This window comes from Streptomyces chisholmiae, from assembly GCF_031845445.1.
Classification (GTDB): domain Bacteria; phylum Actinomycetota; class Actinomycetes; order Streptomycetales; family Streptomycetaceae; genus Streptomyces; species Streptomyces chisholmiae.
On sequence record NZ_JAVREO010000002.1, the window covers coordinates 426,087 to 442,287 of the forward strand.

Below are 16,201 nucleotides of genomic sequence, written 5' to 3' on the forward strand. Positions count from 1 at the left end.
CGCCGACCCCTCGCGTCGCCCGGCCGCCGGGGCGCGGAATACCCGGGGAGGGTTCGGTGTTGTGCCCGGTGATCGTGTCAGCGACCCGTGCCTCGCCAGGGGCGAGAGAGGGAGACCGCCAGATGGGTTCCATCGCCTGCCCGTCACGTCCCGCCGAGCAGCGTCAGCCGCGTGCCAGCGAGGTGGACTGGGCGACGCTGCGGCTCGCCGCCGAGGGTGCCTCCACATCGGCGGATCGACCGCTTCGTCGTCTATCCTCCCAGTCGGGTGGGCCCGCGTTCGGGCTCGCCGGGTTCTCAAGGGAGGTGGGTCAGGTCACCGGCACCGACGACGGCGCGCCGCGGGAGGCGGAGCTGGCCGAGGAGACCGAGGCCGAGCGGAACGCCCGGTTCGAACGGGACGCCCTCGGCTATCTGGACCAGATGTACTCGGCCGCGCTGCGGATGACGCGGAACCCCGCGGACGCCGAGGATCTCGTCCAGGAGACCTACGCCAAGGCGTACGGCTCGTTCCACCAGTTCCGCCGGGGCACCAATCTCAAGGCGTGGATGTACCGCATCCTCACCAACACGTTCATCAACTCCTACCGCAAGAAGCAGCGGGAGCCGCAGCGCAGTGCGGCGGAGGACATCGAGGACTGGCAGCTGGCCAGGGCCGAGTCGCACATGTCCACCGGTCTGCGGTCCGCCGAGTCGCAGGCGCTGGACCACCTGCCGGACTCCGACGTGAAGCAGGCGCTGCAGGCGATTCCGGAGGAGTTCCGGATAGCGGTCTATCTCGCGGACGTCGAGGGCTTTGCGTACAAGGAGATCGCGGACATCATGGGTACCCCCATCGGCACGGTGATGTCCCGGTTGCATCGTGGCCGGCGTCAGCTGCGCGACATGCTTGAGGACTACGCGCGGGAGCGCGGCCTGGTGCCAGCCGGTGCGCAGAAGGGTTCAGGGTCATGACAGGCGAAGAGCCGCGTCCCACGGACTGCTCGGAGGTCCTGGACCACCTCTACGAGTATCTCGACCACGAGATGCCCGACGGGGACAGCGTCAAGATGCAGGAGCACATCGACGACTGCTCTCCGTGTCTGGAGAAGTACGGCCTGGAGCAGGCCGTCAAGAAGCTGGTCAAGCGCTGCTGCGGCCAGGACGAGGTGCCGGCCGACCTGCGTGCCAAGGTGCTTGAGCGGATCGACGCGATCCGGGACGGCGACCGCCGGCCGGCCGGGCCGGTGCCCGACGCCGGGGCCGCGCCCGGCCCGCTGGAAGCCGAGCACTGAGGCCCCGGGAAGCCGAGCCCCGAAGCCCCGGCCTCCCCACTCCGCCCGGAGCGCGCCCGCGCCCCGGGCGCCGTTGTTTCACCCCGCTGGTCCGTCGCCGTCTCGCGTGAGCCCGCCCGCTGACCCATGCTGTGAGCAGGCACCTGTCCCCCCATGGTTGGATGCGGTCCGGGACGGACAGGAGAACTGTGAAGTGCACGCTACGAGGCGGGAATCAGGCAGGACACCGTGAGGATCTTCGGCAGGGTCCGGCAGCGCCCGTCCACGGACTGGCGGCTGGCCACCAACCGGGCTTTCACCCTGATCGACGACGGCCGCTACGAGGACGCGGACGCGCTGCTGACCCGTGCCGCCGATCTGGAGCCCTGGCTCTCCGAGTCCTGGTTCAACCTCGCGCTGCTGCACAAGTTCCGGCACGACTGGGAGCAGGCGCGTTCCGCCGGGCTGCGCGCCGTCGCCCTGCTGGAGAAGGACGCCGGCGCCCCCGACTGGTGGAACGTCGGCATCGCCGCCACCGCCCTGCAGGACTGGCCGCTGGCCCGGCGGGCCTGGCAGGCGTGGGGGCTGCCGGTGCCGGGCGCCTCGTCGGTGGCGGACGAGCCGCTGGGCATGGAGCTGGGCGGCGCGGCGGTGCGCCTGTCCCCCGAGGGGGAGGCCGAGGTGGTGTGGGGGCACCGGCTCGATCCGGCCAGGATCGAGGTGCGCAACATCCCGCTGCCCTCCTCCGGTCGCCGCTGGGGCGAGGTGGTGCTGCACGACGGGGTGCCGCGCGGTGAGCGGACCACGGTGCTGGACGGCGGCTCGGCGGTCTTCCCGGTCTTCGACGAGATCGAGCTGTGGGCGCCCTCAGCGGTGCCGACCTGGGTGGTGCTGATCGAGGCGGCCAGCGAGGAGGACCGGGACGCCCTGGAGCGGCTGGCCGCGGACGCGGGCTACGCCGCGGAGGACTGGTCGTCCTCGGTGCGGCTGCTGTGCCGCTCCTGTTCGGAGAGCCGGATGCCCAGCGAGGAGGGCGACGGGCTGGCCCAGCACGATCCGCACGACCACAGCGTGCCGGGCCGGCCGGGGCCGCTCGGCCACACCGGGGCAGGGACCCGCTGGTCGCCGGAGCGTGAGTGCGGTATCGCCGCGCCGAGCGGCCTGGTGCGGGGGCTGCTGGACGGCTGGGTGGCGGACCGGCCGGACGCGCGGGCCTGGCGGGATCTCGAAGAGGTGTGCTGAGCCCGCCGGTTGGGGGCGGCCGCCGGTGGGCCTCGGTCGCGAACGGAGCAGCCGCGTCAGCGCCGTAAGCTTGTCCCGGCAGTGCGGGCCCGGCCCGCGAGCAGGACCGGAAAGGCGAACGGCGGATCATGGCGGAACAAGAGACCGACGAGCGCGGTGCCGAGTTCATCGACGACACCACGGACGCCGCGGAGCGGGAGCGGGCGTACCGGGAGCGCGGCACGGTCCGGCCGATCACGGTGGTGGGGAACCCGGTGCTGCACCGGGAGTGCCAGGACGTCACCGAGTTCGACGAGGCGCTGGCGGCGCTGATCGACGACATGTTCGCCAGCCAGCGGGCCGCGGAGGGCGTGGGGCTGGCCGCCAACCAGATCGGCGTCGACCGCAAGGTCTTCGTGTACGACTGCGAGGACGACGAGGGGGTGCGGCACGTCGGCGTGGTCTGCAACCCGGTGTTGGACGAGCTGCCGGCCGAGCGCCGGGTGCTGGACGACAACAACGAGGGCTGCCTGTCGGTGCCGACCGCCTACGCGGAGCTGGCGCGGCCGGACTACGCGGTGGTGCGCGGGCAGGACGCGGCCGGCGAGCCGATCGTGGTCCGCGGCACGGGGTACTTCGCCCGCTGCCTCCAGCACGAGACCGACCACCTCTACGGCCGGCTCTACATCGACCGGCTCTCCAAGCGGGACCGCAAGCGCGCGCTGAAGATGATGGACGAGGGAACGCCGCGTTACGAGACGGTACCCAACGAGGAGTAAGCGGGAGAAAGTCCACGGGGTGCCGGTAGGTCCCAACTACTGGTGCCCCGTGAGAGGTTGACGCGCGTTGACTGGCTCGGGCACTCTCGTTTCGTCCCTCTCCCCTCACGGAGGCAACATGTTCAGACGTTTTCTGCGCGTCTTCCTCACGGTTGTCATGATCGCCTCAGCTGCGGTGGTCGGCACCGTGGCGACCGCCGGGACCGCCCAGGCGGACGGCTGTTACACCTGGAACCGCACCCTCAGCCAGGGGTCCAGCGGCGAAGACGTTCGCCAGCTCCAGATCCGGGTCGCCGGCTACCCCGGCTACGGCAACGTGCTGGCCATCGACGGCCAGTACGGCCCGGCCACCGCCGCCGCGGTCACCCGCTTCCAGCAGGCGTACGGTCTGTCCGCGGACGGCATCGCCGGCCAGCAGACCTTCGGCAAGATCTACGACCTCCAGGACAACGACTGCACGCCGATCCACTTCACCTGGGCGGAGATGAACCGCTGCAACGGTGACTGGTCCGGTGGCGCGGTCAACGCCGCGACGGCCCGGGCCAACGCGCTCCAGGCCATGTGGAAGCTGGAGGCCCTCCGGCACGCGCTCGGTGACCGGCCGCTCAACACCAGCAGCGGCTTCCGCTCCTACGCCTGCAACAGCGCGGCCGGTGGCGCGGCCAACAGCAACCACCTCTACGGCCGCGGCATCGACCTGGTCGGCTCGCCGACCTTCTGCCAGATCGTGCAGCAGGCCCGTTACCACGGCTTCAACGAGATCCTGGGCCCGGGCTACCCCGGTCACAACGACCACGCGCACCTCGGCACCCAGAGCGGACGCTTCTGGTCCGCCCCCAGCTGCGGCATCTGATCCGCGCCGCGGTACCCGAACCCACGGCCGCGGCCGGCGCTGTTCAGCGCCGGCCGCGGTCTCCGGTGTTTCAGGCCCGGCCTAGAACTCGTCGTCGAAGGAGACGTTGCCCTCCACCGCGACCTGGTAGGCCGAGGGGCGCCGCTCGAAGAAGTTGGTCAGCTCCTGGACGTCCTGCAACTCCATGAAGCCGAACGGGTTCTGCGAGCCGTAGACCGGCTTGAAGCCCAGCCGGGCCAGCCGCTGGTCGGCCACGCACTCAAGGTATTCCCGCATCGAGTCGGTGTTCATCCCCGGCAGGCCGTCACCGCACAGGTCCCGGGCGAACTGCAGCTCGGCCTCGACCGCCTCCCGCAGCATCTCGGTGACCTGCCCGCCCAGCTCCTCGTCGAAGAGCTCGGGCTCCTCCCGGCGCACGGTGTCCACCACCGAGAAGGCGAACTCCATGTGCATGCTCTCGTCCCGGAACACCCAGTTGGTGCCGGTGGCCAGGCCGTGCAGCAGCCCGCGGGAGCGGAACCAGTACACGTAGGCGAAGGCGCCGTAGAAGAACAGCCCCTCGATGCAGGCGGCGAAGCAGATCAGGTTGAGCAGGAAACGCCGCCGGTCCGCCTTCGACTCCAGCTGCGCGATGTTCTCGACCGAGTCCATCCAGCGGAAGCAGAACTCCGCCTTCTCCCGGATCGACGGGATGTTCTCCACCGCGGCGAACGCGGCGGCCCGCTCGTCCGGATCGGGCAGGTAGGTGTCCAGCAGGGTCAGGTAGAACTGGACGTGCACGGCCTCCTCGAAGAGCTGCCGCGACAGGTACAGCCGCGCCTCCGGGGAGTTGATGTGCTTGTAGAGGGTCAGCACCAGGTTGTTGGCGACGATCGAGTCGCCGGTCGCGAAGAACGCCACCAGCCGCCCGATCAGGTGCTGCTCGCCGGGAGAGAGCTTGGCCAGGTCCGCCACGTCCGAGTGCAGGTCCACCTCCTCCACCGTCCAGGTGTTCTTGATGGCGTCCCGGTAGCGCTCGTAGAACTCGGGATAGCGCATCGGGCGCAGCGTCAGTTCGAAGCCCGGGTCCAGCAGGTTCTTCTGGCGGGCCGGGGTCGCGGGCTGGTCGGCCGACTGGCTCTGGGTGGGGACGGTCACTGGCATGCCTCGCAGGACTCGGGGTTCTCCAGGGAGCAGGCGACGGCCTGCTCGGGGACGGGGACGGTGGTGGCGACGGGGTCGGGCAGCACGGCTGCCGTGCTCGACCGGGCTGACTGCGCGATCCGGGTCGCCGGACGGGACCTGAGGTAGTAGGTGGTCTTCAGGCCGCGCTTCCAGGCGTACGCGTACATCGAGCTGAGCTTGCCGATGGTCGGCGCCGCCATGAAGAGGTTCAGGGACTGGCTCTGGTCCAGGTACGGGGTGCGGTCCGCGGCCATGTCGATCAGCGCCCGCTGCGGGATCTCCCAGGCGGTGCGGTAGAGCTCCCGCACCTCCGCGGGCAGCCCCGACAGCTCCCGCACCGAGCCGTTGGCCGCCCGCAGCGCCTGCCGCGTCTCCTCGTCCCAGCGGCCCAGCCGCTTCAACTCGGCGACCAGGTAGGTGTTCACCTGGAGGAACTCACCGCTGAGCGTCTCCCGCTTGAAGAGGTTGGAGACCTGCGGCTCGATGCACTCGTACACCCCGGCGATCGACGCGATGGTGGCCGTCGGCGCGATCGCCAGCAGCAGCGAGTTCCGCATGCCGCCGCGGGCGATCCGGGCCCGCAGCGCCTCCCAGCGCTCCGGCCAGGTGTGCGACACGTCCGCGAAGTGGTCCGGGTGCAGCACGCCCCGCGCGGTGCGGGTGTCCTCCCACGCCGCGTGCGGGCCGTGCCGCTCGGCCAGCTCGGCGGAGGTCTCGTAGGCGGCCAGCATCACCCGCTCGGCGATCCGGGTGGACAGCTCCCGGGCGGCCGGCGAGTCGAACGGCAGCCCCAGCCGGAAGAAGACGTCCTGGAGCCCCATCACGCCCAGGCCCACCGGGCGCCAGCGGGAGTTGGACGTCTCCGCCTGCTCGGTCGGGTAGAAGTTGATGTCCACCACCCGGTCCAGGAAGAGGACGGCGGTGCGGACCGTGGCGTCCAGCGCCGCCCAGTCCATCGTGCCGTCCTCGCCGAGGTGCGCGGCGAGGTTGACCGAGCCCAGGTTGCAGACGGCCGTCTGGTCGTCGTCGGTGACCTCCAGGATCTCGGTGCAGAGGTTCGACGAGTGCACCACGTTGCCGGGCCTGGCGGTCTGGTTGGCGGTGCGGTTGGCGGCGTCCTTGAAGGTCATCCAGCCGTTGCCGGTCTGCGCCAGGGTGCGCATCATCCGGGCGTAGAGCTGCCGCGCCGGCACCTGGCGCTGCGCCAGGCCCTTGGCCTCGGCGGCCCGGTAGGCGGCGTCGAACTCCTCGCCCCACAGGTCGGTCAGCTCCGGCACGTCCGCCGGTGAGAAGAGCGACCAGTCGCCGTCGGCGTCCACCCGGCGCATGAACTCGTCCGGGATCCAGTGCGCCAGGTTCAGGTTGTGGGTGCGCCTGGCCTCCTCGCCGGTGTTGTCGCGGAGTTCGAGGAACTCCTCGATGTCGGCGTGCCAGGTCTCCAGGTAGACACAGGCCGCGCCCTTGCGCCGGCCGCCCTGGTTGACCGCCGCGACCGAGGAGTCCAGCGTGCGCAGGAACGGCACGATGCCGTTGGAGGTGCCGTTGGTGCCCCGGATCAGCGAGCCACGGGCGCGCACCCGGCTGTAGGAGAGGCCGATGCCGCCGGCGTGCTTGGAGAGCCGGGCGATCTGGTGGTAACGCTCGTAGATCGAGTCCAGCTCGTCGGCCGGCGAGTCCAGCAGGTAGCACGAGGACATCTGGGGGTGCTTGGTGCCGGAGTTGAAGAGGGTGGGCGAGGACGGCAGGTAGGCCAGCGAGCTGGTCAGCCGGTACAACTCGGCGACCTGGGCCAGCGCCCGCGCCGAGTCGTCCGGCGCCAGGCCGCAGGCCACCCGCAGCAGGAAGTGCTGTGGCGTCTCGATGACCCGCCGCTCGATGGGGTGGCGCAGCAGGTAACGCGACTGGACGGTGCGCAGCCCGAAGTACTCGAACCGGTCGTCCGCGCCCTCGGCCACGGTGCGGTCCAGCAGCGCGTCCAACTCGGTGGCGTGCGCGCGGACGAACGCCGCCGTGCTGTCCCCGATCAGCCCCTCGCGGTGGCCGACGGCGATGGAGGCGGAGAAGCTCACCGCGCCCTGCCCGGCGGCCTCCGCCCGGATCTCCAGGGTGAGCAACCGGGCCGCCAGCCGGGAGTAGGCGGGCTCCTCGGCGATCAGACCGGCCGCCGCCTCGATGGCCAACTCCCGCAACTCGGCCTCGTCGGAACCGGGATGCCGGCCCCGCTCGACGGCGGCGGCGACCCGCGCGGGATCGGCGGCCGGCAGGTCGGCGGTGAGGTCGGCCAGGGTGCGCGTCAGCGCGGCTGTGGCCGGCTCTGCGGGGGCGGCGGGCGCGATGGTCACTCGGTGCTCTCCCTCGGGTGCGATGCGCTCCGAGGACGGGCCGAGACCGGAAGCGGGCATGGCTGTGCCAGGCATGGCAAACCGCTCCGCGTCCCTCGGCCCAGCCCTCGGGGCTTGGACGTGATCAGCTGTTGGCAGGCACTCGGACTCGTCATGGCAGGCGACAAGCAGGCCATGACACACCGTTGCGGGACAGTTCCGGACTCGCACCGGATTCCCCTGCGGCGACAGCGAGCACGAGCATACATCTTGTGCCGCTGCCAACGAGCAGCCCTATATGTTGTGTTCTCTGTCTCGTTGCGTCGGCAGTTCACCTGCGAACACCCGGGGCGTCGCCGGGGCCCGGCCGGGCCGGCCGCCGGGCCGGACGGGCGTGTGCAGTCGCGACCGACGCCGAGCCGCGACACGCCCAGGACCGGCCGCGCGCGGCGCGGCGCGCCCCCGTCGGCACGGGCCGACGGCGGCCAACTCCGCCGGCTTCGACGCTCGCCCACTCACCTTCATGAGTACCAGTCTGCGCTCCGGCACTGACACTCGGGGCGCCGCCGGGACCGCTTCCGGCCGATGAGAGGATCCTCCCCGGCCGGAGGTCGCGGGCCCGGGCCCGAGCCCGGCGAACACCTGCCTCCGGGCGGTGGGCCGGCCTTGGCGGGAGGGGGATCGTGGGGCGTGCACCGGGGTTGGCCCGCGGGCCGGACGGGCCCGGGCGCCGGGGCGCGGCGGGGAGGCCCGCCCGGACGCCCCATGGGCCGGGTGCGAGGCGGGGCGGCGTCGGAACGGCGAGCGGGGTCGGGCCGGCCGGCCGTGCCGAGCGCCGCCGAAATGGCTCAAACAACTGCCCGACGGGCCGCTGCGGTGTGTACCGGGCGAGGCGGTGGCCGGGGGAGTGGCACGGCGGCGCGGCCGTCGCCGACGGCGGTGGGCGTCGGGAAACGCCGGCCGGGTGGCCGCGGTTCGGCTAAGCGGTCGCTGGCCGCCGCGAGCTGCCCGGGCGGTGCCCGGAGTTCGCCACGGGGGCCGGGGCGCCGGCCGCGACACCGGCCGGGCCGGGCGGCGTTGGTCGCGGGGCGGCACGCCGCCACGCTGGCCGAGACCCGTCGTCCGCCCCGGCCCCGCGCCGAGGCCGGCTAACCGACGCCGCGGGCAGGGACGAGGGCAACGGCCGCGGTAACGGCGACGCCGGCGGCAGCGGCGGTGGTCAGCCGAGGATGCCGGCCCGGCGGGCGGCGACGAGCCACTCGGGGAACTCGGCCATCAACTGGTCGTAGAGCGCCTCGTCGGAGAAGGCCCGCGGGTTGGTGCCGGCGGCGAAGAAGCCCGCGTTGTCCACCACGCGGCGGGTCGGCACCGGGAGTTCGTCCAGCTTGCGGAGGAACGCGAAGTGCTTGGCCGCCGGATCGCCGAAGCCGACGAACTGCCAGAAGATCGGCAGCCGCGCGGCCTCGCAGAGCGCCTTCTCGGCGGCCGACCGGGAGGAGGGGCCGCCGTCCGTCTGGAAGATCACGAAGGCCGGCTCGCTGGCGCCCGAGGCCGTGTAGTGGTCGATCACGGCCCGCATCGCGAGGTGGTAGTTGGTCCGCCCCATGTGCCCGTAGGACTCGTTCAACGCGGCGATCCGGCCGCGGTGCGCGCCCAACGAGACCTCGGCTATGCCGTCCACCTCGGTGGAGAAGAAGACCACCGGCACCACCCCGTCGTCGTCCAGGTTGGCCGAGAGGGCCAGGGCCTGCTCCGCGAGGTGCTGGACGGTGCCGTCCTGGTAGCTGGGGCGCATCGAACCCGAGCGGTCCAACACCAGGTAGACGGCGGCTCGTTGACCGCCGAGGCCGAGCTTCGTCAGCGAGACGCGCGCGGACTCGTAGGCCTGGGCCAGCTCCTGGCCGCCCGCCGCCCGCACCTTCTCCAGACTGATCGCCGGCGTGTCCGGCATCGTCCCCACCCCGCTCTGTGTCTCCCCTGGCTCCCCCGCGTGATCGGGACGCTACCACGGGCCGCCGACAGTCAGGCGGGGCGGCGGGTGCCGGTGGTGAGGGTCAGTCGCGGTGCAGCACGAAGAAGCCGGCGCCCTGGTCGAGCACGGTGTAGCCGATCTTCGGATAGAGCTGGTCGGCGCGCCGCAGCATGCCGGCCGTCGTCATCCCCGGGTCGTAGTAGGCGACGTACTCGGGGGCCGGGACGGACGGGTCCCCGATCCAGAACACCCGTGCGCGGCCGGTGAGTTGCGCGATGGGCCGGACGTTGGCCGCCACCTCGGCGTCGTCCGGGACGGCCGCCAGCACCCGCTGGCCCTCCCGGGCGGTCGGGCCGGGCCGCCAGGTCTCGGCGTCGCCGAGGGTCGAGACCGGCAGCGAGCCGCCGAGGGCCAGCGTCGCGCCCAACAGCCCGGCGGGCAGGAAGCGGGCGTAGTCCCGCAGCGGGCGCCAGCTGGCGTGCCGGGCCCGGGCCAGCGCGTCCACCAGGGCCAGGGCGACCACCGGCATCAGTACCGCGCTGTAGTGGAAGTCCGTGCCCCAGTAGTGCGGTTCGTGGGACACGAAGCGCCAGCCGAGGGTCGGCAGGACGACCAGCAGCAGCGGGGAACGGAGCGCCAGCAGGCCGCTGGTGGGCAGCAACAGCCACACCAGGGTGCGGAGTTTCTCGCCCCAGCCGGCCGACAGCGCGCCGAGCGGCCCGCCGCCACCGCCCTCCTCGCTGAGCTTGGTCCAGTAGTCGTAGTCCCCCGCGTTGTTGAAGGCGGGGATCAGCACGGCCAGGGTCAGCGCGCAGAGGACGGCCCCGGCCGCGGCCACCAGCCCGGCCACCCGGGCGGCGCCGGGCGCCCGTCCGCGCGCGCGGAGCGCGACCACCAACGCGATGGCCGCCGTGGTCAGTCCGAGGTCCTCCTTGACCAGGAAGAGCGGCGACGACCAGGCCAGGGCGGCGTACCACCGCTCCCGCAGCAGTGCCTCCAGGGCGAAGGCGATCAGCGGCACGGCGAAGCAGATCTCGTGGAAGTCGAAGTCGACGGCCTGCTGGACGCCCCAGGACAGCCCGAAGACCACACCGAGGGCCAGCCCCCTGGCCTGGCCGAGGAGCCGGGTGCCTGCCCTGGTCACCGGGACGACGGCCAGCGCGAACAGCGCGGCCTGCGCCACCAGCAGGGTGATCGGGGTGGGGAAGAGCCGGTAGGCGGGGGCCAGCAGCGCGGTGACCGGGCTGAAGTGGTCGCCCAGGATGAGGAACCCGGGCCCCTTGAGGTCGGCGACCGGCTGCTGGAGCTGGGCGTAGGAGCGGACCGCCTGCTCGAATATGCCCAGGTCCCACGAGCGGGTGCGCAGATCGCGGAAGCGGCCGACGGAGAGCACGGTGTAGAGCGCGAAGAAGACGCCGGCCAGCAGGTAGGGAGCGGGGGCGCCGGACCGCCAGCGCCGGGCGCTCGCCGCCGGCCGGCCCTCCGGCGCCGTCCGGTCCCGCTCGATGGTCTCCATGCCGCTCCTTCGCCACCGCGCTCCCCGAACCCACGCCGGGGAGCCTCGACAGCGAAAACGCTAGGCGAGGCCGCTTGGTTCTGACCGGCCGGCCCCCGCCGGGCCCTGCCGAGCCCCGCCGGGCCGCTGGGGCGCGACGGGGGCTCGGCCCGGGGAAGGCCCGCCGGGGCGGGCTCAGCAGCAGCCGTGGTGCTTGGTGGGGTCCGCGTACTTCTGGTCGGTACGCCACCTCTCGAACGCCCGGCGGTCGAGCACCGGCCCGCCCGGGTCGGTGCGTTCCGCCCGCTCCCGGTACCGCTGGTAGGCGTTCTCCCCGGTGAGTTCGGTGACGTACCAGCGCAGCCAGGCCAGCGCGCGCCGGGGCGCGGTGCGCGCGCTCACCGCCCGGCCTCCCGTTCGTCGGTCGGCTCGGCCGCCGGCTCGGTGGCGCGTCGCTGCGCCGGCACCCCGCCGCCCGGGCCGAGGCCGGCCTTGGCCAGCTCGGCCTTCTCCGCCTTGGTGGCGATCAGTTCCGCCGGGGCGATCAGGCGCGACTCGACGTAGGGCGCCTCGTGCAGCCGCACCGTCTCCGGCGCTCGGACGGCCTTCCAGGCGACCCGGAAGGCGTCCGCGAAGACGACCAGCACCAGCAGCGCCAGCACGCCGGCGAGCACGGCGTCCAGCAGCGCGTTGTTGACGATGGTCCGCATCTCGCCCATGTCGGCGGCGCCCGGCAGCAGCTCGCCGGCGTCGATGCCCGCCTGGTACTGGTCGCGGCGGGCCAGGAAGCCCACCGCGGGGTCGCCGGAGAAGACCTTCTGCCAGCTGGCGGTGAGGGTCACCACGGCCACCCAGGCCATCGGCACCGCCGTGACCCAGGCGTAGCGCAGCCGACCGGACTTGATCAGCAGCACGGTGCACAGGCCGAGCGCCAGCGCGCCCAGCAGCTGGTTGGAGATGCCGAAGATGGGATAGAGGGTGTTGATGCCGCCCAGCGGGTCGTTGACGCCGACCCAGAGCAGCCAGCCCCACAGGCCGACCACCACGGCGCTGGTCAGCAGGATGCCGGGCAGCCAGCCGGTGGACCGGAAGCGGGCCATCCGGGGGTGCGTGCTGGCCAGCGCGTCCTGGAGGATGAACCGGCCGACCCGGGTGCCGGCGTCGATGGCGGTCAGGATGAAGAGCGCCTCGAACATGATGGCGAAGTGGTACCAGAAGCTCATCATGGTCTCGCCGCCGAGGATGTCCGAGAAGATCGCGGCCAGCCCCAGCGCCAGGGTGGGCGCGCCGCCGGTCCTGGAGAGCAGCGAGCCCTCCTCCACCGACTCGGCCGCCGCGGCCAGCTGTTCCGGGGTGACCACGAAGCCCCAGGAGGTGATCACCTCGGAGGCGGCCTGCACGGTGTCGCCGATCACCGCCGGCGGGGCGTTCATCGCGAAGTAGACGCCGGGGTCCAGCACGCAGGCGGCGGTGATCGCCATCACCGCGACGGAGGACTCCATCAGCATGGCGCCGTAGCCGATGCTGCGGACCTGGGTCTCCTTCTGGATCATCTTGGGCGTGGTGCCGGAGGAGATCAGCGCGTGGAAGCCGGAGAGCGCGCCACAGGCGATGGTGATGAAGACGAACGGGAAGAGCGAGCCGGCGAAGACCGGCCCCTCCCCGTTGCTGGCGAAGTCGGTGACGGCCTCCATCTGCAGCGTGGGCAGGGTGAAGACCAGCGCGAGGGCCAGCAGGCCGATGGTGCCGATCTTCATGAAGGTGGAGAGGTAGTCCCGGGGGACCAGCAGCAGCCAGACCGGCAGCACCGAGGCGGCGAAGCCGTAGATCACCAGCCAGATCACCAGGGTGCGCGGGGCCAGCGTGAACGTCTCGGCCAGGCCCGAGTTGGCCACCCAGCGGCCGGCGATGATCACGAAGAGCAGCAGCGCCACTCCGATGGCGGTCACCTCGGAGACCCGGCCCGGGCGCAGGTAGCGCAGGTAGATGCCCATGAAGAGGGCGATCGGGATGGTCATGCCGACCGAGAAGGTGCCCCAGGGCGACTCGGCCAGGGCGTTCACCACGACCAGCGCCAGCACCGCCAGCAGGATGATCATGATGCTGAAGATGGCCAGCACGCCGGCCACGCCGCCCACCGGGCCGATCTCCTCGCGGGCGATCTGGCCGAGGCTCTTGCCGTCCCTGCGGGTGGAGAAGAAGAGCACCACCATGTCCTGGACGGCGCCGGCGAAGATCACGCCGACGATGATCCAGATGGTCCCCGGCAGGTAGCCCATCTGGGCCGCCAGCACCGGCCCGACCAGCGGCCCGGCCCCGGAGATCCCGGCGAAGTGGTGGCCGAGCAGGACTCTGCGGTCGGTGGGCTGGTAGTCCAGCCCGTCCTCCAGCCGTTCCGCGGGGGTGGCTCTGCTGTGGTCGGCGCGCAACACCCGGCGGAGGATGAAGCGTGAGTAGAAGCGGTATCCGATCGCGTAACTGCCGAGCGCGGCGGCGACCATCCAGGCCGCGGAGACGTCCTCCCCGCGGGACAGGGCCAGCATGGCCCAGCCGGTGGCCGCGACCACGGAGACGGTGGTCCAGATGACGATGGAACGCGTGCGTGCCTGGCGTGCTTGACCCAGGAGTTGCATGGGGTGCCTCCCGCGACTTCCCGCTGGTCCTCGATGACCGACGCGGGGAATCTAGGCCACGGAAGCCGCCTTGACCATGGGGCGTGCGCGGGGGCGTTCGCGCCAGGGCCGCGCGCCCCGGGCCCGTTCGGGCCCGGCGCCGCCGCCCGGCGGCGCGCGGCGCGCCCCGGTCCCCGCTGGTCAGGTGGGGCGGGGACGCTCCAGGTTGGCCACGAACTTGTACCGGTCGCCCCGGTACACCGAACGGACCCACTCGACCGGCTCACCCCGGGTGTCCCGGGAATGCCGGGAGAGCATCAGCATCGGCAGTCCCACGTCGGTGCCGAGCAGTCCGGCCTCCCGGGGGTTGGCCAGCGAGGTCTCGATGGTCTCCTCGGCGCGTGCCGGGTGTACCTGGTAGACCTCCGCGAGGGCGGTGTACAGCGAGGAGTAGCGGACCAGGCTGCGGCGCAGCGCGGGGAAGCGCTCCTGCGACAGATGGGTGGTCTCGATGGCCATCGGCTCGCCGCTGGCCAGCCGCAGCCGTTCGATCCGCAGCACCCGCCCGCCCTCCGGCAGGTCCAGCAGGCGGCTCAGCCGTTCGTCGGCGTTGATGTAGCCGATCTCCAGCAGCTGAGAGGTGGGCTCCAGACCCTGTGCGCGCATATCCTCCGTGTAGGAGGTGAGTTGCAGGGTCTGTGAGACCTTGGGCTTGGCGACGAAGGTGCCCTTGCCCTGGATGCGTTCCAGTCTGCCCTCCACCACCAGCTCCTGGAGCGCCTGACGCACCGTGGTCCTGGAGGTGTCGAACTCGCTTGCCAGTGAACGTTCGGGCGGCACCGGGGTGCCGGGTGGCATGGTCTCCGTCATCTGCTGAAGATGACGCTTAAGGCGGTAGTACTTCGGGACGCGTGCGGTGCGAACCCGGTCGGCGGCGTCGGTGGCACCTGATTCGCTGGCCATGTCCCACCCCTCCGACTCGTTGTGTGCTGCCGTCACCGGCTCCTCCGAAAGATCGCAGCTGACATCGTGGCACGGGCCCGGCCGGGCCGCCGCCCCAGGGCAGATGTCGGTCCGGTAACGGACCCGCCCGGCGGCTCGCGGGCCCCTTGACACCATTCCTGGTCTGGTCCAGGCTCCGTGCAACTGGTCTAAACCTCTTGTCTACACCACTAACGCGACGGCCGTCCCGACGCCACCACGATGTGGACGGGTCCCGGCTTTTGATGAGGAGGGTGCCGTGAAGCGCAAGCTGATCGCTGCTATCGGGGTGGCCGCCATGACGGCGACGGTCGCCGCCTGCGGCTCCGGTGACGACGGTGGGAGCGGCGGCAGCTCCGACTCCATCACCGTCTGGCTGATGGACGGGTCCGCCCCCGAGCCCTGGGTGGAGGAGCTGAGTGCCGCCTTCGAGGCGGAGCACGATGTCGAGGTCAACGTCGAGATCCAGCAGTGGGACGGCATCCAGGACCGGGTGATCACCGCGCTCTCCGAGGACGGCACCGTCGATGTCCTGGAGATCGGCAACACCCACACCGTCGGCTACGCCAACACCGGTGGCCTCGCCGACCTGGCGGACTTCGCCGATGAGCCGTGGAACGCCCCCATGCTGGAGTCGACGCGGGTGGACGACACGCTCTACGCGGTGCCGTGGTACGGCGCCAACCGCGTGGTGATCTATGACAAGGGCATCTGGGAGGAGGCCGGCGCCGAGGTGCCCACCACGCGCGACGAGTGGATCACCGCGCTGGAGACCATCCAGGAGAACACCGATGCCGAACCGATCTACCTGCCCGGTCAGAGCTACTACGTGATGGGCGGCTTCGTCGCCGACGCGGGCGGCACCTTCGCGGTCGAGGAGGGCGACGGCTGGGCCGGCTCGCTCGCCACCCCGGAGGGGCAGGCCGGCATGGAGTTCTACGCCGAGCTCCAGGCCTTCTCCAACGCGCCGACCGACATCGACGAGGCCGAGCCGCAGCAGTCGACCGACGTGGTGCCGAACGGCAACGTGGCCTCCTGGATCGGCCTCGGCTGGGAGGCGGCCGGCGCCATCGCGGCCATCGAGGAGCAGGGCGGCGAGGCCGACTTCGGCTACTTCCCGGTCCCGGGCGAGACCGCCGACCAGCTCGGCCACGTCTTCCTCGGCGGCTCCAACCTGGCCGTCTCCGGGCGGGCGGGGAACTCGGAGCTGGCCAACGAGTGGCTGCGCATGGCCACCTCCCAGGAGTGGGCGCAGAAGTTCGTCGACGCCAACAACGGCGGCGTGGTTCCCAACCGCACCGACGTCACCGCCTCGCCCGAGCCGGGCAGCTTCGCCGAGGCGATGGTGGCCTCGGCCGACGTCGGCTACCTGCCGCCGCTGACCACCGGCTGGGCCAACGTGGAGACCTTGCCGAACCCGATCAAGGAACTGATGACCCAGGCGCTCAACGGCGACGACTACCAGTCCGCCGCCGAGGAGGCCGACGCCGAGATCACCGAACGGATCAACCGCGAGTAGCCGACACCACCCGGGGGTGCCGTCGCCGACCG

The 16,201-nt window shown here is 71.9% G+C and carries 13 protein-coding genes and 1 riboswitch; of the genes, 6 read left to right on the forward strand and 7 right to left on the reverse strand.

What is annotated here, in order from left to right; all coding sequences use genetic code 11:
* The first annotated feature begins 305 nt into the window (after nt 1-305).
* From RM844_RS04780 to RM844_RS04800, 5 genes are all read left to right on the forward strand, one after another.
* Nucleotides 306-953, forward strand: a complete 648-nt coding sequence (locus RM844_RS04780; RefSeq protein ID WP_394814443.1) for a sigma-70 family RNA polymerase sigma factor — start codon at nt 306-308, stop codon at nt 951-953.
* Nucleotides 950-1,273 carry a mycothiol system anti-sigma-R factor gene (rsrA, locus tag RM844_RS04785; protein ID WP_311665068.1) on the forward strand — a complete coding sequence of 108 codons (324 nt, stop codon included), beginning with the start codon at nt 950-952 and terminating at the stop codon, nt 1,271-1,273. Before RM844_RS04780 ends, rsrA begins: the two co-directional genes overlap by 4 nt.
* Before the next feature lie 228 nt (nt 1,274-1,501).
* Nucleotides 1,502-2,494, forward strand: coding sequence for a tetratricopeptide repeat protein (locus tag RM844_RS04790; protein ID WP_311665070.1), 993 nt, complete (start codon nt 1,502-1,504; stop codon nt 2,492-2,494).
* A 128-nt stretch (nt 2,495-2,622) separates the two neighbouring features.
* Nucleotides 2,623-3,252: a peptide deformylase gene (def, locus tag RM844_RS04795; RefSeq protein WP_311665072.1), complete on the forward strand. Its 630-nt coding sequence runs from the start codon at nt 2,623-2,625 to the stop codon at nt 3,250-3,252.
* Nucleotides 3,253-3,370: 118 nt separating this feature from the next.
* Nucleotides 3,371-4,105 carry a D-Ala-D-Ala carboxypeptidase family metallohydrolase gene (locus RM844_RS04800; RefSeq protein ID WP_311665074.1) on the forward strand — a complete coding sequence of 245 codons (735 nt, stop codon included), beginning with the start codon at nt 3,371-3,373 and terminating at the stop codon, nt 4,103-4,105.
* 81 nt (nt 4,106-4,186) lie between these two features.
* Here the strand turns inward: RM844_RS04800 and RM844_RS04805 are convergent, their stop codons facing one another.
* The 7 genes from RM844_RS04805 to RM844_RS04835 all read right to left on the reverse strand — a co-directional run bounded on the left by RM844_RS04805 (nt 4,187) and on the right by RM844_RS04835 (nt 14,632).
* Nucleotides 4,187-5,248, reverse strand: a complete 1,062-nt coding sequence (locus RM844_RS04805; protein ID WP_311665076.1) for a ribonucleotide-diphosphate reductase subunit beta — start codon at nt 5,246-5,248, stop codon at nt 4,187-4,189.
* Nucleotides 5,239-7,611, reverse strand: coding sequence for a ribonucleoside-diphosphate reductase subunit alpha (locus RM844_RS04810; protein ID WP_311665077.1), 2,373 nt, complete (start codon nt 7,609-7,611; stop codon nt 5,239-5,241). Before RM844_RS04810 ends, RM844_RS04805 begins: the two co-directional genes overlap by 10 nt.
* A gap of 116 nt (nt 7,612-7,727) precedes the next feature.
* Nucleotides 7,728-7,891, reverse strand: a riboswitch (cobalamin riboswitch).
* A 918-nt stretch (nt 7,892-8,809) separates the two neighbouring features.
* On the reverse strand, nt 8,810-9,541 hold the full coding sequence (locus RM844_RS04815) for a vWA domain-containing protein (protein WP_311665079.1): 732 nt from the start codon (nt 9,539-9,541) through the stop codon (nt 8,810-8,812).
* A gap of 103 nt (nt 9,542-9,644) precedes the next feature.
* The gene (locus tag RM844_RS04820; RefSeq protein WP_311665080.1) at nt 9,645-11,078 is read right to left on the reverse strand and encodes a DUF2079 domain-containing protein; all 1,434 of its coding nucleotides are present in this window, start codon (nt 11,076-11,078) and stop codon (nt 9,645-9,647) included.
* Between the two features lie 174 nt (nt 11,079-11,252).
* Nucleotides 11,253-11,459: a YbdD/YjiX family protein gene (locus RM844_RS04825; RefSeq protein WP_311665082.1), complete on the reverse strand. Its 207-nt coding sequence runs from the start codon at nt 11,457-11,459 to the stop codon at nt 11,253-11,255.
* Nucleotides 11,456-13,690 carry a carbon starvation CstA family protein gene (locus tag RM844_RS04830; RefSeq protein WP_311665084.1) on the reverse strand — a complete coding sequence of 745 codons (2,235 nt, stop codon included), beginning with the start codon at nt 13,688-13,690 and terminating at the stop codon, nt 11,456-11,458. Before RM844_RS04830 ends, RM844_RS04825 begins: the two co-directional genes overlap by 4 nt.
* Before the next feature lie 180 nt (nt 13,691-13,870).
* Nucleotides 13,871-14,632 carry a GntR family transcriptional regulator gene (locus RM844_RS04835; protein ID WP_311665086.1) on the reverse strand — a complete coding sequence of 254 codons (762 nt, stop codon included), beginning with the start codon at nt 14,630-14,632 and terminating at the stop codon, nt 13,871-13,873.
* 277 nt (nt 14,633-14,909) lie between these two features.
* Between RM844_RS04835 and RM844_RS04840 the strand changes: the two genes are divergently transcribed.
* Entirely contained in the window at nt 14,910-16,169 is a 1,260-nt protein-coding gene (locus tag RM844_RS04840; RefSeq protein ID WP_311665088.1) for an extracellular solute-binding protein, read from the forward strand.
* Nucleotides 16,170-16,201: the final 32 nt, after the last annotated feature.

What these genes read in the sequence shown, in the direction of transcription:
- rsrA (WP_311665068.1), top strand. Translation starts at nt 950, where the DNA reads ATGACAGGCGAAGAGCCGCGTCCCACGGACTGCTCGGAGGTCCTGGAC.
- def (WP_311665072.1), top strand. Translation starts at nt 2,623, where the DNA reads ATGGCGGAACAAGAGACCGACGAGCGCGGTGCCGAGTTCATCGACGAC.
- RM844_RS04800 (WP_311665074.1), top strand. Translation starts at nt 3,371, where the DNA reads ATGTTCAGACGTTTTCTGCGCGTCTTCCTCACGGTTGTCATGATCGCC.
- RM844_RS04805 (WP_311665076.1), bottom strand. Translation starts at nt 5,248, where the DNA reads ATGCCAGTGACCGTCCCCACCCAGAGCCAGTCGGCCGACCAGCCCGCG.
- RM844_RS04815 (WP_311665079.1), bottom strand. Translation starts at nt 9,541, where the DNA reads ATGCCGGACACGCCGGCGATCAGTCTGGAGAAGGTGCGGGCGGCGGGC.
- RM844_RS04820 (WP_311665080.1), bottom strand. Translation starts at nt 11,078, where the DNA reads ATGGAGACCATCGAGCGGGACCGGACGGCGCCGGAGGGCCGGCCGGCG.
- RM844_RS04830 (WP_311665084.1), bottom strand. Translation starts at nt 13,690, where the DNA reads ATGCAACTCCTGGGTCAAGCACGCCAGGCACGCACGCGTTCCATCGTC.
- RM844_RS04835 (WP_311665086.1), bottom strand. Translation starts at nt 14,632, where the DNA reads ATGGCCAGCGAATCAGGTGCCACCGACGCCGCCGACCGGGTTCGCACC.